The organism is Mitsuokella sp. AF21-1AC (genome assembly GCF_003458855.1).
Lineage (GTDB): Bacteria > Bacillota > Negativicutes > Selenomonadales > Selenomonadaceae > Mitsuokella.
This window is the reverse complement of sequence record NZ_QRVW01000006.1, coordinates 60,853-77,443: the sequence shown is the minus strand read 5'-3', so window position 1 is coordinate 77,443 and position 16,591 is coordinate 60,853. Positions and strand designations below refer to the sequence as shown.

At 57.5% G+C, this 16,591-nt stretch carries 19 protein-coding genes; all 19 read right to left on the bottom strand.

From position 1 onward, the window contains the following. Nucleotides 1-14: 14 nt before the first annotated feature. The 19 genes from atpE to lpxK all read right to left on the bottom strand — a co-directional run bounded on the left by atpE (nucleotide 15) and on the right by lpxK (nucleotide 16,580). Nucleotides 15-266, bottom strand: a complete 252-nt coding sequence (gene atpE / locus DWX75_RS03575; RefSeq protein ID WP_118014966.1) for a F0F1 ATP synthase subunit C — start codon at nucleotides 264-266, stop codon at nucleotides 15-17. Nucleotides 267-335: 69 nt separating this feature from the next. After that, a complete protein-coding gene (atpB, locus tag DWX75_RS03570) occupies nucleotides 336-1,013 on the bottom strand; it encodes a F0F1 ATP synthase subunit A (protein WP_118014965.1) in 678 nt (225 codons plus the stop codon). 32 nt (nucleotides 1,014-1,045) lie between these two features. Then, on the bottom strand, nucleotides 1,046-1,417 hold the full coding sequence (locus tag DWX75_RS03565; protein ID WP_118014964.1) for a hypothetical protein: 372 nt from the start codon (nucleotides 1,415-1,417) through the stop codon (nucleotides 1,046-1,048). Between the two features lie 295 nt (nucleotides 1,418-1,712). Further along, nucleotides 1,713-1,979, bottom strand: a complete 267-nt coding sequence (locus DWX75_RS03560; protein ID WP_118014963.1) for an AtpZ/AtpI family protein — start codon at nucleotides 1,977-1,979, stop codon at nucleotides 1,713-1,715. A 125-nt stretch (nucleotides 1,980-2,104) separates the two neighbouring features. Further along, nucleotides 2,105-3,250 carry a non-hydrolyzing UDP-N-acetylglucosamine 2-epimerase gene (gene wecB / locus DWX75_RS03555; protein ID WP_233519462.1) on the bottom strand — a complete coding sequence of 382 codons (1,146 nt, stop codon included), beginning with the start codon at nucleotides 3,248-3,250 and terminating at the stop codon, nucleotides 2,105-2,107. Between the two features lie 40 nt (nucleotides 3,251-3,290). After that, nucleotides 3,291-4,343, bottom strand: coding sequence for an MraY family glycosyltransferase (locus tag DWX75_RS03550; protein ID WP_118014961.1), 1,053 nt, complete (start codon nucleotides 4,341-4,343; stop codon nucleotides 3,291-3,293). Nucleotides 4,344-4,500: 157 nt separating this feature from the next. Further along, nucleotides 4,501-4,962: a dCMP deaminase family protein gene (locus DWX75_RS03545; RefSeq protein ID WP_118014960.1), complete on the bottom strand. Its 462-nt coding sequence runs from the start codon at nucleotides 4,960-4,962 to the stop codon at nucleotides 4,501-4,503. Next, nucleotides 4,955-5,374 (bottom strand): pre-16S rRNA-processing nuclease YqgF, encoded by a 420-nt coding sequence (locus tag DWX75_RS03540; RefSeq protein WP_118014959.1) that lies wholly within the window; start codon nucleotides 5,372-5,374, stop codon nucleotides 4,955-4,957. The genes DWX75_RS03545 and DWX75_RS03540 overlap by 8 nt, the downstream gene beginning before the upstream one ends. Before the next feature lie 107 nt (nucleotides 5,375-5,481). Continuing rightward, nucleotides 5,482-6,738, bottom strand: coding sequence for a DUF3084 domain-containing protein (locus DWX75_RS03535; protein WP_118014958.1), 1,257 nt, complete (start codon nucleotides 6,736-6,738; stop codon nucleotides 5,482-5,484). Between the two features lie 57 nt (nucleotides 6,739-6,795). Next, nucleotides 6,796-7,890: an LptF/LptG family permease gene (locus DWX75_RS03530; protein ID WP_118014957.1), complete on the bottom strand. Its 1,095-nt coding sequence runs from the start codon at nucleotides 7,888-7,890 to the stop codon at nucleotides 6,796-6,798. 14 nt (nucleotides 7,891-7,904) lie between these two features. Next, on the bottom strand, nucleotides 7,905-8,624 hold the full coding sequence (gene lptB, locus DWX75_RS03525; RefSeq protein ID WP_118014956.1) for an LPS export ABC transporter ATP-binding protein: 720 nt from the start codon (nucleotides 8,622-8,624) through the stop codon (nucleotides 7,905-7,907). 42 nt (nucleotides 8,625-8,666) lie between these two features. Then, nucleotides 8,667-9,362 carry an LptA/OstA family protein gene (locus DWX75_RS03520; RefSeq protein WP_118014955.1) on the bottom strand — a complete coding sequence of 232 codons (696 nt, stop codon included), beginning with the start codon at nucleotides 9,360-9,362 and terminating at the stop codon, nucleotides 8,667-8,669. Beyond that, nucleotides 9,359-9,925 carry an LPS export ABC transporter periplasmic protein LptC gene (gene lptC, locus DWX75_RS03515; protein ID WP_118014954.1) on the bottom strand — a complete coding sequence of 189 codons (567 nt, stop codon included), beginning with the start codon at nucleotides 9,923-9,925 and terminating at the stop codon, nucleotides 9,359-9,361. Before lptC ends, DWX75_RS03520 begins: the two co-directional genes overlap by 4 nt. Next, complete coding sequence (locus tag DWX75_RS03510) at nucleotides 9,922-10,836, bottom strand: lysophospholipid acyltransferase family protein (protein WP_118014953.1); 915 nt, start codon at nucleotides 10,834-10,836, stop codon at nucleotides 9,922-9,924. Before DWX75_RS03510 ends, lptC begins: the two co-directional genes overlap by 4 nt. A gap of 56 nt (nucleotides 10,837-10,892) precedes the next feature. Next, nucleotides 10,893-11,453 carry an HAD family hydrolase gene (locus tag DWX75_RS03505; RefSeq protein ID WP_118014952.1) on the bottom strand — a complete coding sequence of 187 codons (561 nt, stop codon included), beginning with the start codon at nucleotides 11,451-11,453 and terminating at the stop codon, nucleotides 10,893-10,895. 1 nt (nucleotide 11,454) lies between these two features. Then, nucleotides 11,455-12,423 (bottom strand): SIS domain-containing protein, encoded by a 969-nt coding sequence (locus DWX75_RS03500; RefSeq protein WP_233519458.1) that lies wholly within the window; start codon nucleotides 12,421-12,423, stop codon nucleotides 11,455-11,457. A 14-nt stretch (nucleotides 12,424-12,437) separates the two neighbouring features. Beyond that, nucleotides 12,438-13,262: a 3-deoxy-8-phosphooctulonate synthase gene (kdsA, locus tag DWX75_RS03495; protein ID WP_118014950.1), complete on the bottom strand. Its 825-nt coding sequence runs from the start codon at nucleotides 13,260-13,262 to the stop codon at nucleotides 12,438-12,440. A 67-nt stretch (nucleotides 13,263-13,329) separates the two neighbouring features. Continuing rightward, nucleotides 13,330-14,064: a 3-deoxy-manno-octulosonate cytidylyltransferase gene (gene kdsB, locus DWX75_RS03490; RefSeq protein WP_118014949.1), complete on the bottom strand. Its 735-nt coding sequence runs from the start codon at nucleotides 14,062-14,064 to the stop codon at nucleotides 13,330-13,332. Then, a complete protein-coding gene (gene lpxK, locus DWX75_RS03485) occupies nucleotides 14,061-16,580 on the bottom strand; it encodes a tetraacyldisaccharide 4'-kinase (RefSeq protein ID WP_118014948.1) in 2,520 nt (839 codons plus the stop codon). The genes kdsB and lpxK overlap by 4 nt, the downstream gene beginning before the upstream one ends. Between the last annotated feature and the right edge of the window lie 11 nt (nucleotides 16,581-16,591).

Below are 16,591 nucleotides of genomic sequence, written 5' to 3'. Positions count from 1 at the left end.
ATCAAAAAATGGAATTATTTGATGAGCGGGTTAGCATAGAGCATGATCAGGGCTACGACCGTCGCAATGATGGCCATGGACTCGATCAGACCTACGGAAATCAGCGTGTTCGTGAAGAGCTTGCTCTGTGCTTCCGGCTGACGCGTGATACCTTCGATGAAGCGGCTCGTGACGAGACCATCACCAAGACCTGCACCGACTGCTGCCAAGCCCATGCAAACACCTGCACCGACCAGAGCTGCTGCTACCATGATTGCGTTTTCCATGAAAAGATCCTCCTTAAAGTAAAAAGAAAGTGAAAGATTGAATGAATGTTCCTTGAACCATTTTCGACATTACGACTCTTCTTCATCTTCCTTGACGGCATTGGCGAGATACGCCATTGTCAGCATCGTGAAGATGAAGGCCTGGACTCCGCCGATGAAGATACTGAACGCCAGCCAGATAACTGACGGGATCGGCATCCAGATTGGCATCAGCTTGAGCAGGATGATGATCAGGATCTCACCTGCCAAGATATTGCCGAATAGACGGAAAGACAACGTGATCGGCTTTGCGATTTCTTCGATGGCGTTGATGATGACAAAGACTGGCGTTGGTTTAAAGAAATGAGCGATATAATGCCCGCCTTTCATATGTACGCCCAGTACATGTACCATCACGACGACGAGGAGCGCCAGCCCCAAGGTGGTGTTCAAGTCGTTCGTCGGCGAAGACAACGTAGGAACAAGTCCCAGCCAGTTCGACACCAGCAGGAACATGAACAGCGACACGATGAACGGCGCAAGGAAATGACCTCGCTTGCCCATCATCGAGTCGACCTGTGCTTCCAGCCCCGTGACGATGATCTCGACCACATTCTGCCAGCCCGTCGGAACCATCTTGAGATTCCGCGTGGCCAGCCATGCAATCAGGATAACAATCGCCATCGTGAGCCAGGTCATGCACAGGGTTTCCCAGTTGAACGTCAAGCCGGCGCAATGCACTACTTCACGAACACCGATTTCATGCATAACCTATACCTCCCTCCCAGGTAAAACCCGAGTTATTTTTTACCGAGATTCATGTGGATCATCAGGAACAGGGACAGCCCGTAGCAGGTCAAAAAGCCGATTGCCACGACGTTGAAGACGTCGACGGAGATCGCTGCCGCCGCAAACAGGACCAGGAAGAGCAGGAGCATCCGGAGCACCATGCCCCAGAGCATCTGCTGCTTGCCTCCCTGCCGCAGGAATGTCAGGCGCCAGAGGCGCCATGCCTGATTCCAGACAAACACCAGTGCCGTCAGATACCCGAGGAAAAGCGCTGCGATGAGTGTCCCGTCTCCTCTTGCAAAGAGCCCGGCACCAATCACGAGCGTGGCGATTCCCAGAGCCAGTGACAGCCGCTTCACGAATACCGATAAAAGTTGTTTCATATTCCTCCTCTGACAGCGACCCCGCCGTCTTCGATGAATATCACAGGAAAACCGGAGATATCATGAATCTCCATCTTTTTTATTTCGACAAAATCCATCATACTCCTGCTCGATAAAAGTTCTTTGTCATCTGCATTTTGTATCACGATTTATGCCGTAAATAAACAGTGTTTATTATTTGATAAATCAACGGTATTGTTTTCTATTGATTCATCGCATGGACTATTATATGCGATAAAAGAAGATATAGCAAGCCTTTTTTACCAGAAAAGCAAAATCCTTGAACATCCGGACGTCAAACGACGCCATTCCGCTTGAGCTGGCGGAACAGCGTGTAAAAGGCACCAGGAAAACCGATCAGGATACCGGTCAGTTTGCCACCATAACCATCCCCCAGCAGGAAGCGGTCGGCAAGGTCGCCGAGGAACAGGCAGATGCCGACAAAGACCACGAGGTAGATGCCGACGCCGCTCAAGACGGCAAATGCCTTTACCGCCTGATGCAGTCCCGCCCTGAGTCCCTCATGCGAATCCTCATGCTCTTTCGGTTTCTTCTCCGTCATTCCCTCTCCCCCTATCGTTTTATTATCTCTGTAGTCTTTGCAATTCGATGCAAACCGACAAAACAAATAAAAAAGCAAGACGGGATATGCATTTCCTGTCTTGCTTTGACATGCTGGATATGCGTTTAGCGGATGTGGCTCTCAAAGACATCCGGGCGGCCATCGGCCAGTCCGTAATGATACAGGATGGCGTGGATGATGCGGCGGGCTGCCTGGCCGTCGCCATACGGGTTGACCGCTTCGGCCATGCGGCTGTACTCTTCCTTGTCCGTCAGGAGCTTTTTCGCTTCCGCATAGACGCGCTCACGGTCCGTGCCGATGAGCTTGACTGTCCCAGCAAGCACGGCCTCCGGACGTTCCGTCGTATCGCGCAGCACGAGGACCGGCTTGCCGAGTGCCGGTGCTTCTTCCTGCACGCCGCCCGAATCCGTCAGAATCAGATACGCCTTGTTCATGAGGTTCGCGAACGGCTCATAATCGAGCGGATCGATCAAATGGACCTTCTCGAGGCCGCCGAGTTCCGCATTGACGACCTCGCGCACCTTTGGGTTCTTGTGTACGGGGAAGACGATTTCCACATCGTCGAATTCTTCCGTCAGAGCTTTCAGTGCCTTATAGACGTGGCGCATCGGCTCGCCGAGATTCTCACGGCGGTGCGTCGTCACAAGGATCACGCGCTTATGAGCGAAATCCACGTGCTGCAGCAGCTCATCGTCAAAGGAAAAATCATCACGTACCGTGTGATGCAGAGCATCGATGACCGTATTGCCCGTCACGAAGATGGATTCCGGCGCTGCATTCTCTGCCAAGAGGTTCTGCTCCGACGTCTCCGTCGGGGCGAAATTGAGATCGGCAATGCAGCCCGTGAGACGGCGGTTCATCTCCTCCGGGAACGGCGAATACTTGTTGTGCGTGCGCAGACCGGCCTCCACATGGCCGACCGTCGTCTGATGATAGTAGGCGGCCAGAGCACCGGCAAAGGTCGTCGTCGTATCACCGTGCACGAGGACGATATCCGGATTCTCTTCCGTCAGGACCTTATCGAGGCCGCACATGGCCTTCGTCGTGATGTCAAACAAGGTCTGGCCTGCCGCCATGATGTTGAGATCGTGATCCGGCTTGATATGAAAGAGATTCAGCACTTGGTCAAGCATCTCGCGGTGCTGTGCCGTAACGGCCACCACCGGCTCAATCGTATCCGGATGCTTCTGGAGTTCCAGCACGATGGGCGCCATCTTGATGGCTTCCGGCCGCGTGCCGAACACAGTCATGACCTTGATTTTCTTCTTTTCCACTACAAGCCCCTCCTCTTCAATGCTGATGCGCGGAATCATTCATATGGAATATGCCGAGTTTCTTGGCGCCGAACAGGACGACGACAACGACGACACAAACGATGGCTATAGCAATCTGGCTGCTGACCTCCGTCAGGGCCACGGCGCTGAGACCGAGCATCGCGCTGATGACGTACATCAGCAGGACAGCCTGGCGCTGCGAGAAGCCCAGATCGAGCAGGCGATGGTGCAGATGACCCTTATCCGGCTTGAAAATCGGCACGCCACCGCGGTAGCGGCGCACGATGGCAAAGGTCGTATCGAGGATGGGCAGGCCAAGGGCAAGGATCGGGACGATGAGCGCAATCGTCGCTGCACTCTTGACCGCACCGATGACCGAAATGCCCGCGAGCATGAAACCCAGGAACTGACTGCCGGAATCCCCCATGAAAATCTTGGCCGGATTGAAATTGTAATAAAGGAACCCGAAGGCAGCGCCCGCAAGCGCAGCCGTCAGCACGGCCACGAGCATGATGCCCTGCTGCAGGGCCACGAGGAAAATCGTGATGGATGCGATGGTCGATACGCCTGCTGCCAGGCCGTCAAGACCATCAATGAGGTTTACGGTGTTCGTCAGCCCGACCAGCCAGAAGACCGTCGCCGGAATGGCAAGCCACTCGAGATAGAAATAATCGCCGAACGGGTCCGTGATGAAGTCGATGCGAACGTCGAAGGCAATGACAAGCACACAGGCCGCAATGATCTGGCCCAGCAGCTTGACCTTGGCCGGCAGATTCTTGTAATCGTCGATGACACCGACAATCACGATCAGAGTGCCGCTGACCATGAGCCCGATAAGCTCCGTCATCACCTCATGCGTCACTTCCGTGAAGGACAGGACGCTGAGGACAGCGACCATGAACGCAAAATAAATGCCAATGCCGCCTATGCGCGGAATCGGCTTCTTGTGAACCTTTCTCGGATCCGGAGCATCCATGGCTCCCGTTTTCGCTGCAAAACAAATGACCCCTGGCGTCACCAACAGTGCCACACCGGCAGCGATGACAAACGCCAACATATAGTCTGGCATACAAGCGCACTCCTTTTCAAAATCCATAACTGCCCCATTCATGGGACACCATACAGCATATCTATTTTAACGCACCGCCAGAGTAGTGTCAATCACTTCCAGCCCCTGATGATGGTTCTCGAAAATGCCGTCAGGCCTTGTGAAATCAGCACATCGGTCAGTCATGGATCTCATCCGGGCGGCAGGAAACGACGCTGCCGTCTGTCTCGTAATAAACGACCTTCGCGAGCTTGGCATTGCGCAGCATGCGGCGACAGAGCAGGCACGGCTTGCCTGAAGCCAGGCTGCCATCGGCATTGATGCCGACGATGTAGATGGTCGCGCCCTCCATCGCGGCGGAGTCCGCATTGATGATGGCATTCTGTTCCGCATGCACGGCCACACAGAGCTCATAATTCTGTCCCTTCGGCACGTGGAGGCGTTCGCGCTCGCAGATGCCCGTGTCGATGCAGTTGGCCTCACCGCGCGGTGCGCCGTTGTATCCCGTGCTGATGATAATCTTGTCCTTGACGATGATGGCGCCGTAGCGGCGGCGCAGGCAAGTGGCGCGGCGGCCTACGGCTCTGGCAATGTCCAGGAAGTATTCCGTCCAGTCAGGACGATGCTGTTTCTCATTCATGATGGTGTTCCTCCAAATAACGGTGGCCAAGGATGACGGCCACGAAATCATCGACAGGCACTGGCGGCACCTGCATCGTGACGGGCAGCAGGCGTCGCCAGCCATGCGGCGGATTGGCCTGCCAGTAGGCTTTCTTCGCCATGTCCGTCGTGCGGTATTCATCGACGACCTCGATGCGAAGATCCGGCAGGACCTCGCGGATCCTGCTACGTGCGGCTTTGCTCGTCGTGCCGTTCCCTTCCACCAGCACCTCAAAGGAAAAATCGGCCTGTGCCTGCTGCACCTCCGCTTCCAAGCGCTGCGTCTCGATGACGCGCTGCATGAGCACGCGGCCATCCTGCCGCAACACGGCAAAGCCGCATTTGTCGCGGCCGGGGTCGAGCGCCGCAATCGTTCGTTGCTTTACATCCATGCATCCTGCCTCACTTTCCCATAGAAAACGGGCCCGCGCAGAACTGCCTGCTGCGGGCCCGGAACTTTTCTTCATCTGCATGTGCTCCCGCACCCGGCTCAGCGCCTTCAGGGCTGGTCGGGCAGCTGCTCGGCCTTGATATTGAGGCGCAACGGTCCAAGTGCATCCGTATTGCCGCGGGCGTAGGCGGAGAGCACCACCGTGCCGCGGCGGCCGGCCAGATCATTGACGATGTCGTAGAACTGAGCACCATCCATGACACCCACGGATCCGCGGATTGGATCCTGCAGGATTCCCTTGCCGGAAGCCGCGATATTGACCTCCTTGAGGAAGCTCATGACCGTCTGCTCGGCCTCACCGCTGGATCCCTTGAGCTGATAAGCGCGAGCGATGATGAATTCCTTGTCCTGGTAAATGACACTGTTCTTGTAAAGCTGCAGCGAAGCGCGAACCTCTTCACCGCGCACCAGGTTGCCGGCAGCCACCACGCGCACGACCATATCCTGCGGGCTCTTGGCGATGGTCTGGACGGCCGATTCGAATTCCGGCTTGTAGATCCAGACATCCTTGTCCGAGACATCCTGTCCGAGACGCGCCGATACATTGCGGCTTGCGAGCTGTGCGAGCGCCTGCATGTCCGCCTCGACTTCCGCGACCGGACGGTTGCCACGGATGACACCACTGGCGATGACCTCGCCGGCCCGGAAGATGATATCGCCCTCGCGAATCGTTATGAGGCCATTGCGCAGCGCTTCGGTACGCTGCTCAAGCGTCTTGTTGTCCGCCGTCAGTGTCTCATTGCGGCCGGAAAGCTCAGCGTTGCGGCTCGTCAGTGAGTCATTGGCGGAGAGCAGCATATCGTTCTGCTGCCCCAGCTTATCGTTGTCGGCAGCCAGCACATCGTTGCGCTGCATGAGTTCCTGCTTGGCAAGCTCCAGGAGGCGGTTGCCCTCCTGCAGCTGACGCGATTCTTCCTCCAGCGACTTCTGCTGCTCCTGAAGATCCGCAATCTCCTTATGCGACTGCTCCAGCGCTGCATTGGCCGCTTCCTGCTCCTGCTGAGCAGCGGCGAGATCCGCCGACACCTGGTTGAGATTGTTCTGGGTTGTCTGCATGCGCTGATTGAGCTTTTCCATGCCGAACAGAGCCGTGCGCACGTTCTTCGACGTCGCTGCCATGACACCGAACGTCAGCGTCGTAATGCACACGCCGGTAAAAATCGTGACAATGATTGATGTATGACGCGGACGCAGGCCGAAGATGGAAAGTTTTTTCTTGCCTACCTTCGTGCCGAGCCGGTCACCGATAAAAGCGATGGCTCCGCCAGTGATGATCAAGACTACAATGAGAAGGACACCATACATCCTGTTTCTGCCACCTTTCCTGAATGTTTTTCTGCTCCCGCAGCGACAGGCCCCGGATCAGCGGGATGCCCTGCGTATGAGGATAACGCCTGCTATCAGTCCGACAATATTCGGAATCCAGACGGCGATAAGCGGCGCCAGCATGCCGCTGCGCGCCAGGGCATTGCCCATCGTCATCAGCGCGTAATAGAAGAAAATGATGATGACGCTCATCGCAAAGCCGGCCGATGAACTGTTGCGCGTCGGCTGCAGCCCCAGCGGCACGCCGATGAGCGCGAAGATCAGGCTCGCCATCGGCACCGTGATGCGCTGATAGAGCTCTGCCTCAAGCTTGTTCGTATCGACATACTGCGTCTTCATGATGTTGATCTGAGCACGCAGTTCTTTCATCGTGAGTTCTTCCGGATCCTTCTGTTCCCGCACGATCTGCTTCGGATTGGCCTTGATCGGCAGCACCTGCGTATCAAAGCGCATGCTGTGCTCGCTCTGGCCCTCCGAGATGTCATAGAGCATGCCGTTGTGCATGACCCATTTGTCCATGCTGTACTCGGCGTACTCGGCATTCTCCACGTGACGGACCTTGCCCTCTTCGTTGAAATCCTGCATCGTCACGCCCTGCAGCGTCTGTGTATCGCCATCGTAACGGCGCGCGTAGACGAGGCGCTGGATCTTCCCGTTCTCGATATCCTTGAGGATGATGTGTTCCTGGGACTTCATGCCGTTGTTGCCCTGGATCTCATAGTAGAGCACGTTGCGGTAAGCCGTATTGGCCCACGGCACCACGTACTCGTTGAACGCGATGGCGCCGATGCTGACGATGAGGCCCATGAGCACGGCAGGTGCCGCGATGCGGTAAAAACCGATACCACAGGATTTCATGGCCGTGATCTCACTGGAACTCGACAAACGGCCGAACGTCAGCAGCGTGGCGAGCAGCATGGACATCGGGAAAGTCCACATGATAACGGACGGCAGCCCGAAAATGAAGATCTTGACGACGGCCGGCAGCGAAGCGCCGTAGTCGGTGATGTACTTGGCAATCTTGAAGAGCGTACCGGAGCCGATGAATACGGCCGAGAACGCGCAGATGCCGAAGAGGAAAGCCTTGAACACTTCCCTGAATATATACTTGTCTAGGATTCTGATGTGCATGGCTTGTCTCTCCGTTACAACGTGAAATTATCGCCGAGGTAGAATTTCTTTGCTACCGGGCTGTTGGCAATCGTCTGGCTGTCGCCCTCCAGCAGGATCTTGCCGCTGTTGAGGATGTAAGCGCGGTCGACGATCTGCAGCGTCTCGCGGACGTTGTGGTCCGTGATGAGGATGCCCATGCCACGTTCCCGGAGATACTGGATGATTTCCTGAATGTCGGCCACGGCCAGCGGATCGACGCCGGCAAACGGCTCATCGAGCAGGATGAACTGCGGTTCGAGAGCCAGGCAGCGCGCAATCTCCACACGTCGGCGCTCGCCGCCGGAGAGTTCCGTGCCCTTGCGTTCCCGCACATGCGTGATATGAAATTCCTCGAGGAGTTCCTCGAGCTTGTCTTTCTGTTCAGCCCGCGAGAGCTTTGTCGTCTCCAGGATGGCCTTGATATTCTCGTCGACGGTCAGTTTGCGGAAAATCGAGGCTTCCTGCGTCAGATAACTGATGCCCAGAGCTGCACGGTGATACATCGGCTCGTCCGTGATATTGACATCCGACAGGAATACCTCGCCGGACGTCGGACGTTCCAGGCCGACAATCATGTAAAATGTCGTGGTCTTGCCCGCGCCATTCGGCCCCAAAAGGCCGACAATCGCCCCTTTTTCCACGCGCAGAGACACGCGGTCAACCACCGTGCGCTTCTTGAATGTCTTTACCAGGTTTCTTGCCTCGATATGCAAAATCGTGTCCTCCAACATACGCCTTACGCTATTTCCATCACTTTATTGTACCTTAGCTGACCCGTCATCGGCAAGATAAATCGTCATGCGGTTGCTGCGCATTGTGTTATTTTCCTGTACAGCCCAGGCATTGCCCGTGATGACCGCCTTTTTATCTTCCTTGCCGTAGTAATCCATCTGGTCACCGCCGGCTTCCATGCCGCGGGACGGGCTTACCACGTGGGCATTGCCCTGGCCGATGTAATGCTCATCCTTGAGCCAGCCGTAGATGCGGTTTGCCGTGAAGGTATCGTCGCCCTGCGTCATCGTGCCGCCGCGATCGATGACCACGTAGTCATTCTGCTGCGGGAAATAGTCCACCTGCTCACCGGAGAAGCTCTTGTCGCCCTGCGTCGCATGAACATTGCCCGTCGCCATCATGTGCTCCTGGCCATCGGACATCAGGTGATCGCAGGTCATGCGCAGATCATCGCGCACGGCGATGACGTTACCGTCAACCGTGGCGGCCTGCGTCTTGGAATTATACGTGGCATGCGCACCGGCCACCTTCGACGTTCCACGCTTCAGGAGCACGTTGCCAACGGCCACGGCCTCACCGGTATTCATGTCGTATTCCAGCGTATCGGCATCGAGGGATGCCGGGACATCCCCGCTCTCGGCCGCATAGATTGTCCCCATCTGCAGGGAAGTCAAAGCGGCCAGGGCAATGAGCAGCCCTTTCAGTTTACCATTCTTCATTGTTGCGTCTTCTCCCCTTCCAACAGTTTCTCAATATGGGCCTTGCCAGAAATCTTGATTTTCTTGAATCCGTCCGTACTGTCGATGCGATCGCCCCAGGCCCGGATTGTATCATTCGAAACCTTGGCCTGACCGACAGCCGAGAGCATCTGCTGCTCAGCAGTCCACAGGAGCTGGTCGCTCGTCAGCTCAGCACCGTCACTCGTCGTGATGATGACATTGCCGTCGATTTCGATATCCTTGCTCGTATTGTCGTACGAAGCATGGTCTGCCTTGACCTCGGCCGAACGGCCGTCCTGCTGGTAAAAATGCCCGGTGATCCCGGTCATCTCCGCGTTGCGCGTATCGATATCGACATCGATGTGGTCAGCCGTCAGATCCCAGATCTTCACGCCATCCTTCTCTTCGCTGATGGTGTTGTTATCGTACGACATGACCTTCGGGCCGTCATTCTGGTCCTTGTTGACCTGCGGCGTCTCCGGGACTGTCCGCACGGCCCAGACCACGAGGCAGACAAAGAGAAGCAGACCAAGTGCCACAAGGGCTTTTTGTTTCCCATTCATTTCTTGCTTTCCTGCCCCCTTACCGTATGGTGCTTGCCGGTTTTCTGCTGCTCCGGCTTCGTGTTCCAGCGTTTCTGGAACCAGAGCCACTGCGTCGGATTCTCGCGGATGATGTTCTCCACGACTTTCGTCATGCGCGCCGTGAGTTCCAGGAGATCCTTGTCAGTATCCCCTGTATCATGATACCGCATGACCTCGCCGACGACAACCTTGTGCTTGCCATTCGGCTGTCGCAGGATGAAAGCCGGCAGCACCGGCGAGTTGAACTTGCGGGCAAAGACAGCAGGCCCCATCGGCGTCGCGGCAATGCGGCCGAGGAACGGCAGAAACGCACCGCCGGGGCCCGCATCCTGATCGACGAGGAAGCCCAGGATCTTGCCGCTCTTGAGCGCCCGGGCCGCTGCGATAAGCTCGCTCGTGCCGCGCGAGAAAATCTCGACGTGGATCGTCTTGCGCAAATCGTTGAGCGCATACGTGTACTGCATGTTCGGCTGCGGCTTGGCGATGGCCGTGACCGGCAGGCCATTGAGCGTGAAGGCAGCCGAAAGCCATTCCCACGTGCCGATGTGACCCGTTACGATGGCCACGCCATGCCCTTCGGCCAGCGCCGCCTTGAGCCGCTCCAGATGATCGATCTCGATGTACTGCTCAAAGTTCTTTTCATTGAGATGCGGCATATAGAGGATTTCCAGCACGTTGCGCGCGAGATTCACAAAGGATGCGCGCACCAGGAGGCGCGCTTCCTGCTCCGGAATGCCGAGAGCCGGCATCATCTGCGCCACTGCGCGCTCCCGCTCCTTCTTGACGAGGAGATAGTAGAGATTGCCGAGCACATAGCCGATTGCCATCAGCAGCCGGTAAGGCGTATGGCAGGCTACCTTGCTCAAGAACATCACAAGTTTATACTGCATGGATGAAATGCCTCCAATGTCGTTCGCAAATAATATCCCGTATCATCACGGGGCGTTCACTGTGCGAGGCCGTCCGCCTCGTCGAGTGCCTTGAAATCATCGAGGAGCGCCTGCCACTTGCCCTGTGCCTTGAGGATGAACTCGATGAGCTCGCGCACGGCGCCATGCCCGCCCGGGAACCCCGAGACGGCCACGGCAGCCTCCCGCACCTCCGGCACAGCATCGCCCACGGCTGCCGGGAACCCGACCTGGCGCATGATGGCCAGGTCTACGAGGTCATCGCCAAAGTAAGCGATTTCCTCATCGGCAAGGCCCAGCTTTGCCTTCAATTCCCGATAAGCCGCACGCTTGTCGAGATTGCCCTGGAAGACCTCCGTGATGTGGAGTTCCTGTGCGCGGTACAGGAGATGACGCGACTGGCGGCCCGTGATGATTGCCGTCTTGAGGCCCGAACGGTGTGCCATGGTCACGCCGAGGCCGTCGCGGCAGAAAAACGGCTTGAAGAGTTCGCCCTCCGCACCGATATAGATGCCGCCGTCCGTCAGGACGCCATCGACATCAAAGATGATAAGCCGTACCTTTTCGGCGCGGCGAATCGCTTCTGCTGTAAATTCCATATCAGACCACTCCCTGACGCAGGAGGTCGGTCAGATGCACGATACCGACCGGCACGCCCTTCTCATCGATGACTGGCAGGACCGTAACGGGACGAGGCTTGTGCTTCTCCATGACGGAGAGCGCCGCCGCCGCCATCTGCTGCGGTGCAATGGTCAGCGGTTCCTTGAACATGATGTTCTCGACGGCTTCATCTAGGAACTTGTAATCCTTGGCCAGCGCACGGCGAATGATGCCATCGGTGATGAGTCCGACGAACTTGCCGTCGTCATCAATGACGGAAACGGCGCCGAGGCCCTTGTCCGTCATGACGAAAAGCGCATCCTTGGCCGTCTTGCCGCAGTGGATGAGCGGATTCTCTTCACCCGTATGCATGACATTCTCCACCTTGAGCAGCAATCTGCGGCCCAGGGCTCCGCCCGGATGATAGAGTGCAAAATCCTGCTTCGTGAAATTGCGTTCCGACATGAGTGCCATCGCGATGGCATCACCCATGGCGAGCGTTGCCGTCGTGCTGGCCGTCGGCGCGAGGCCGAGCGGGCAGGCTTCGCGCTCGACACTGATGTCGATGAAGTAATCGCAGAACTTGCCGAGCTGGGAGTCGCGGCGGCCGCTCATCGCGATGATCGTCGCACCGATGCGGCGGATGATGGGCAGGATGTTGACGACTTCCGTCGATTCCCCGCTGTTGGAAATCGCGATGACGATATCCTTCTCCGTGACCATGCCGAGGTCGCCGTGGAACGCCTCGGCCGGATGCATGAAGAACGATGGCGTGCCCGTGCTGGCGAGCGTGGCCGCAATCTTGCGGCCCACATGGCCCGATTTGCCCATGCCCGTCACGACGACGCGTGCCGGACAATCCAGGATGCAGCGCACGGCCGCAACGAATTCATCGCCGATGCGGTCCTTGAGTGCCAGCACCGCCTTGCCTTCGATATCGAGAGTCTCAATTGCCTTTTCCTTGATCACGTTTCCCGCTCCTCTCACGCCTGATGATGTACGTATTTGTGAATAGCCAGGGCATCCTTCAGGAGGCCTTCCAGCTTGTCAAGATAAACCATGTTGGCACCATCGGAAAGTGCCTCCTCCGGATTGTCGTGGACCTCGAGGAACAGGGCGTCGACGCCGACACCGACGGCCGCGCGCACGAGGTATTCCACATATTCGCGGTTGCCCGCCGACGTCGTGCCGTTGCCGCCCGGCAGCTGAACACTGTGCGTGCCGTCGAAGACGACCGGATAACCGAAGCTGCGCATGATGGGCAGGCTGCGCATATCGACGACGAGGTTGTGGTAGCCGAAGGACGCGCCGCGCTCCGTGAGCATCATCTGATCGCAGCCGCTCTCATGGAGCTTGTCGACGACATTGCGCATGTCTTCCGGCGCCAGGAACTGGCCTTTCTTGACATTGACGACGCGGCCCGTCTGGGCAGCTGCGTGCAGGAGATCCGTCTGACGGCACAGGAAGGCCGGGATCTGCAGGATGTCGGCGACCTCCGCCGCCGGAGCGGCCTGATACGTCTCATGAATATCCGTCACGACCGGCACGCCGAGCTCATTCTTGATGCCCTGCAGCATCTCCAGGCCCTTCTCGAGGCCCGGACCGCGGAAGCTGTGGAAGGACGAGCGGTTTGCCTTATCAAACGATGCCTTGAAAACGTAATTGATGCCGAGACGCTCGCAGATTTCCTTGATGGTGCGGCCGATCAGCAGGCAGCGGTCCATGCCCTCAAGAACGCAGGGGCCAGCCAAAAGAGCCAGCGGCTCGCCTTCGCCAATCATGAAATTCCCAACTTTGACCTTATTCATATCATTCACCTTCCACTTTCTTTCGCAAGGAACAGCCGGCACCTGAACGGCCGGCCCATCTGTCGTGTTACGCGTTGGCCATCTGACGGAAAATCTCGTTTACCTTCGCGAGATCCTCCTCCGTATCGACGCCGACAAAACGGTAGGGCGTCTTGATGACCTTGATGCGGTAGCCGTTTTCAAGGGCCCGCAGCTGCTCGAGGCTTTCTGCATGCTCAAGCGGTGTTTCCTCCATTTTCGCATAGCGGAGCAGGAAGTCGCGCTTGTAGGCATAGATGCCGATGTGCTTGTACACGGGCGTGCCCGCGTGGCGCGGATACGGCATCAGGGAACGCGAGAAATAAAGGGCATAGCCATTTTTGTCCATGACGACCTTCACGTTATTCGGGTTCTCCTGTTCTTCCTTATCCTGGATTTCCGTGCAGACGGTTGCCATCTGCAGCGCCGCATCCTCCTCAAAGGCTGCGGCCAGCTCATCGATGAGCGACGGCTCAATGAGCGGTTCATCGCCCTGGACGTTGATGATGAGATCGACATCCGGATACTTCTCCGCCACTTCGGCCAGGCGGTCCGTCCCCGTCGGATGGTCCTTACGCGTCATGACAGCCTTCCCGCCATGCTGGCGTACGGCCTCATAAATGCGTTCGTCATCCGTGGCTACGATGGCGGCCGCGATTTTCTCCGCTTCAGACGCGCGGTCATAGACACGGCAGATCATCGGTTTGCCGGCAATATCCTTGAGCGGCTTGCCGGGCAGGCGCGTCGATGCATAACGCGCCGGAATCACACAGAGAACCTTCATGACTCAATCGATCCTTTCTCTTCTTTCTCTCGGCTACCCAATCGTTCAGCCAGCCGCTTGCGCAGCATATCCTTGAACTTCTCCGCCTCCTGCTGGAAGGTAACCTCCACGCAGATGACGTAGACCGGGATGGACCATTTCTCCCGCGCGACATCCGCGGGAATCTTGACGGCATCCTTCTCGGTGATTACGATGGCCTCGACGCCGACATTTTCAGCCTGCTGGAACACATCGGCCATCTCGGACATCGTGTAATCGTGATGATCCGGATAGCGAAGGCTCTCGACAATCACGGCACCGATATCCGAGAGCGTCTGTTCAAACGAAGCAGGGTTGCCGATGGCCGAGACGGCCATGATGCGCTTGCCCTTCATGAGGCTGACGTCAATGCCCTCACCGGCGATATTCACATACCAGTCCGACAGGGGAATGAAGCAGCGCGGCTGATGGATGCTCTCAAAGATCTGCGCCTTCGGATTGTAATGATGGACGGTCTTGCGGATGTAATCGCAGGAACCCTCCGCCGCCTGATCGATCTTCGTCATGAGGCAGACATCGGCGCGGCTGATATGGGAAACCGGCTCGCGCAGCGTGCCGCGCGGCAGGATGTAGCCGTTGCCAAAGACATTGACCGCATCGACGAGCAGGATATCGAGGTCGCGCTCCAGCTGCCAGTGCTGGTAACCGTCGTCGAGGATTGCGACTTCAGCGCCGAAATGCTCCATCGCGTAGCGTCCCGTCTTGGCGCGTTCTGCGCCGATGAGCACGGGGACCTGCGGCAGGTGCTTCGCGAGCATGTACGCTTCATCGCCGGCTTCCGCCGCATCCATGTGCAGGCGGCGGCCATCGGAGACAATGCCGACATCGCCGTGCCACTTGGCGCGGTAGCCGCGGTTGAGGATGACGACGCGGTAGCCCATATCGCGGATATCCCGTGCGAGACGCTGCGCCGTCGGCGTCTTGCCCGTACCGCCGACCGTCACATTGCCCAGGCTGATGACGAAACAGTCGAGATGGTCACGCTTGAACACCCCGTATTTGTATCCGGCCAGCTTGATATTGACGAGCAGCCCGTAAATCAGCGAGAAGATGTAGAGAATCCCCATGATGACATTGGGAAAGAAGCCCTCTACCTTCTTACTATGGACAAGGTCGATGAAATAGGTCTGGAAGTTCGTGATCTTCTGCGTCGATCGGACCCGGTGGAAATTCTCCGCACAGCTCTCGTATGCATCGAGCATCTGATGGAGGAGGATGGCGGATTTGCGCGAGGCGCCCTTGTTCTCGGAGACGATGGCGCGCGTCTCCTCCTCCATGCGATGACGGTGCTCCGGTTCGTCGAAGAGGCGCGTGACCTCCCGGGCCAGTTCGACGCCGTTGTGGACCGTGATGCAGGCATCGCGGTTCTTGAAGAGCGCATACGTATCCTTGAAGTTGAACATGTGGGAACCGACGATGATGGCCTTGCCATGAGCGGCCGGCTCGAGAATGTTGTGGCCGCCATGCGGCACGAGGCTGCCGCCGACATAGACCACATCGCCGATGCTGTAGACGCGTCCAAGCTCGCCGATGGTATCGAGGATCACGATGTCCTCATCATGCGGCTCCTCATGCTGCAGGCGCGTGCGCGTCGTGACCGTGAAGCCGGCCTTGCGGCAGAGATGAACGACTTCCGTCGTGCGCAGGAGTTCACGCGGCGCAATGACGAGGCGCGCATGCGGGTGCGTCTTGCGCACGGCGCAAAATGCCTGCAGCACGGGTTCTTCTTCCCCGCGATGCGTCGATCCGGCCAGGAAGATGCCATCGTTCTGCTCCAGCCCCATGCTGCGGATGATGGCCTGCTTCTCCTCAGGGCTGACATCCGTATACGTCTGATCAAATTTCGTGTTGCCCGTAATCGTCACGAGCTCCGGCGGAGCCCCGAGGCGCTTGATGTATTCCGCATCGATGGGCGACTGCATCGCAAAGAGCTTGACTGTGCCGATCATATCGCGCAGCAGGCTGTGCAGGTGCTTGTACTGCTTGACGCTCTTGTCGCTGATGCGGCCGTTGACCATCATGACCGGCACGTGAATCTTGCGCGCCGTCTTGAGGAAGTTCGGCCAGAGCTCCGTTTCGACCGGCAGGAAGACGCGCGGACGGATGCGCCGCAGCACGTGCCCAGCCAGCCATGGCAGATCGAGCGGGAAATAGATGATGGCGTCGGCATCCTTGATGATGCGGTTGGCCATCTCATAGCCGCTCGTCGTGACCACGGAGACAAGGATCGGGCTCTTCGGGAACTCCTTGTGGAATTCCTTGATGAGCGGGCTGGTCGCAACGATCTCGCCGACAGAAGCGGCATGCACCCAGATGCAGTCCTTCTTCTCAACCTTGTCGAGTGCATGCTCGGGGAAGAAGCCCAGGCTCTGCCGGATGCGTTCGACAAAGCCTTTCTCACGCACCGAGCGGACCATGAACATCGGGATGACGAGCACCACGATGATGACAGCCGCTATATTATAGAGTAGTTGCATATCCTCTTCCC

Excerpts from the sequence above, each read along its gene's own strand:
- atpE (WP_118014966.1), bottom strand. The coding sequence starts at position 266 with ATGGAAAACGCAATCATGGTAGCAGCAGCTCTGGTCGGTGCAGGTGTT.
- atpB (WP_118014965.1), bottom strand. The coding sequence starts at position 1,013 with ATGCATGAAATCGGTGTTCGTGAAGTAGTGCATTGCGCCGGCTTGACG.
- DWX75_RS03565 (WP_118014964.1), bottom strand. The coding sequence starts at position 1,417 with ATGAAACAACTTTTATCGGTATTCGTGAAGCGGCTGTCACTGGCTCTG.
- DWX75_RS03560 (WP_118014963.1), bottom strand. The coding sequence starts at position 1,979 with ATGACGGAGAAGAAACCGAAAGAGCATGAGGATTCGCATGAGGGACTC.
- wecB (WP_233519462.1), bottom strand. The coding sequence starts at position 3,250 with ATGACTGTGTTCGGCACGCGGCCGGAAGCCATCAAGATGGCGCCCATC.
- DWX75_RS03550 (WP_118014961.1), bottom strand. The coding sequence starts at position 4,343 with ATGCCAGACTATATGTTGGCGTTTGTCATCGCTGCCGGTGTGGCACTG.
- DWX75_RS03545 (WP_118014960.1), bottom strand. The coding sequence starts at position 4,962 with ATGAATGAGAAACAGCATCGTCCTGACTGGACGGAATACTTCCTGGAC.
- DWX75_RS03540 (WP_118014959.1), bottom strand. The coding sequence starts at position 5,374 with ATGGATGTAAAGCAACGAACGATTGCGGCGCTCGACCCCGGCCGCGAC.
- DWX75_RS03535 (WP_118014958.1), bottom strand. The coding sequence starts at position 6,738 with ATGTATGGTGTCCTTCTCATTGTAGTCTTGATCATCACTGGCGGAGCC.
- DWX75_RS03530 (WP_118014957.1), bottom strand. The coding sequence starts at position 7,890 with ATGCACATCAGAATCCTAGACAAGTATATATTCAGGGAAGTGTTCAAG.
- DWX75_RS03520 (WP_118014955.1), bottom strand. The coding sequence starts at position 9,362 with ATGAAGAATGGTAAACTGAAAGGGCTGCTCATTGCCCTGGCCGCTTTG.
- lptC (WP_118014954.1), bottom strand. The coding sequence starts at position 9,925 with ATGAATGGGAAACAAAAAGCCCTTGTGGCACTTGGTCTGCTTCTCTTT.
- DWX75_RS03510 (WP_118014953.1), bottom strand. The coding sequence starts at position 10,836 with ATGCAGTATAAACTTGTGATGTTCTTGAGCAAGGTAGCCTGCCATACG.
- DWX75_RS03505 (WP_118014952.1), bottom strand. The coding sequence starts at position 11,453 with ATGGAATTTACAGCAGAAGCGATTCGCCGCGCCGAAAAGGTACGGCTT.
- kdsA (WP_118014950.1), bottom strand. The coding sequence starts at position 13,262 with ATGAATAAGGTCAAAGTTGGGAATTTCATGATTGGCGAAGGCGAGCCG.
- kdsB (WP_118014949.1), bottom strand. The coding sequence starts at position 14,064 with ATGAAGGTTCTCTGTGTGATTCCGGCGCGTTATGCATCGACGCGCCTG.
- lpxK (WP_118014948.1), bottom strand. The coding sequence starts at position 16,580 with ATGCAACTACTCTATAATATAGCGGCTGTCATCATCGTGGTGCTCGTC.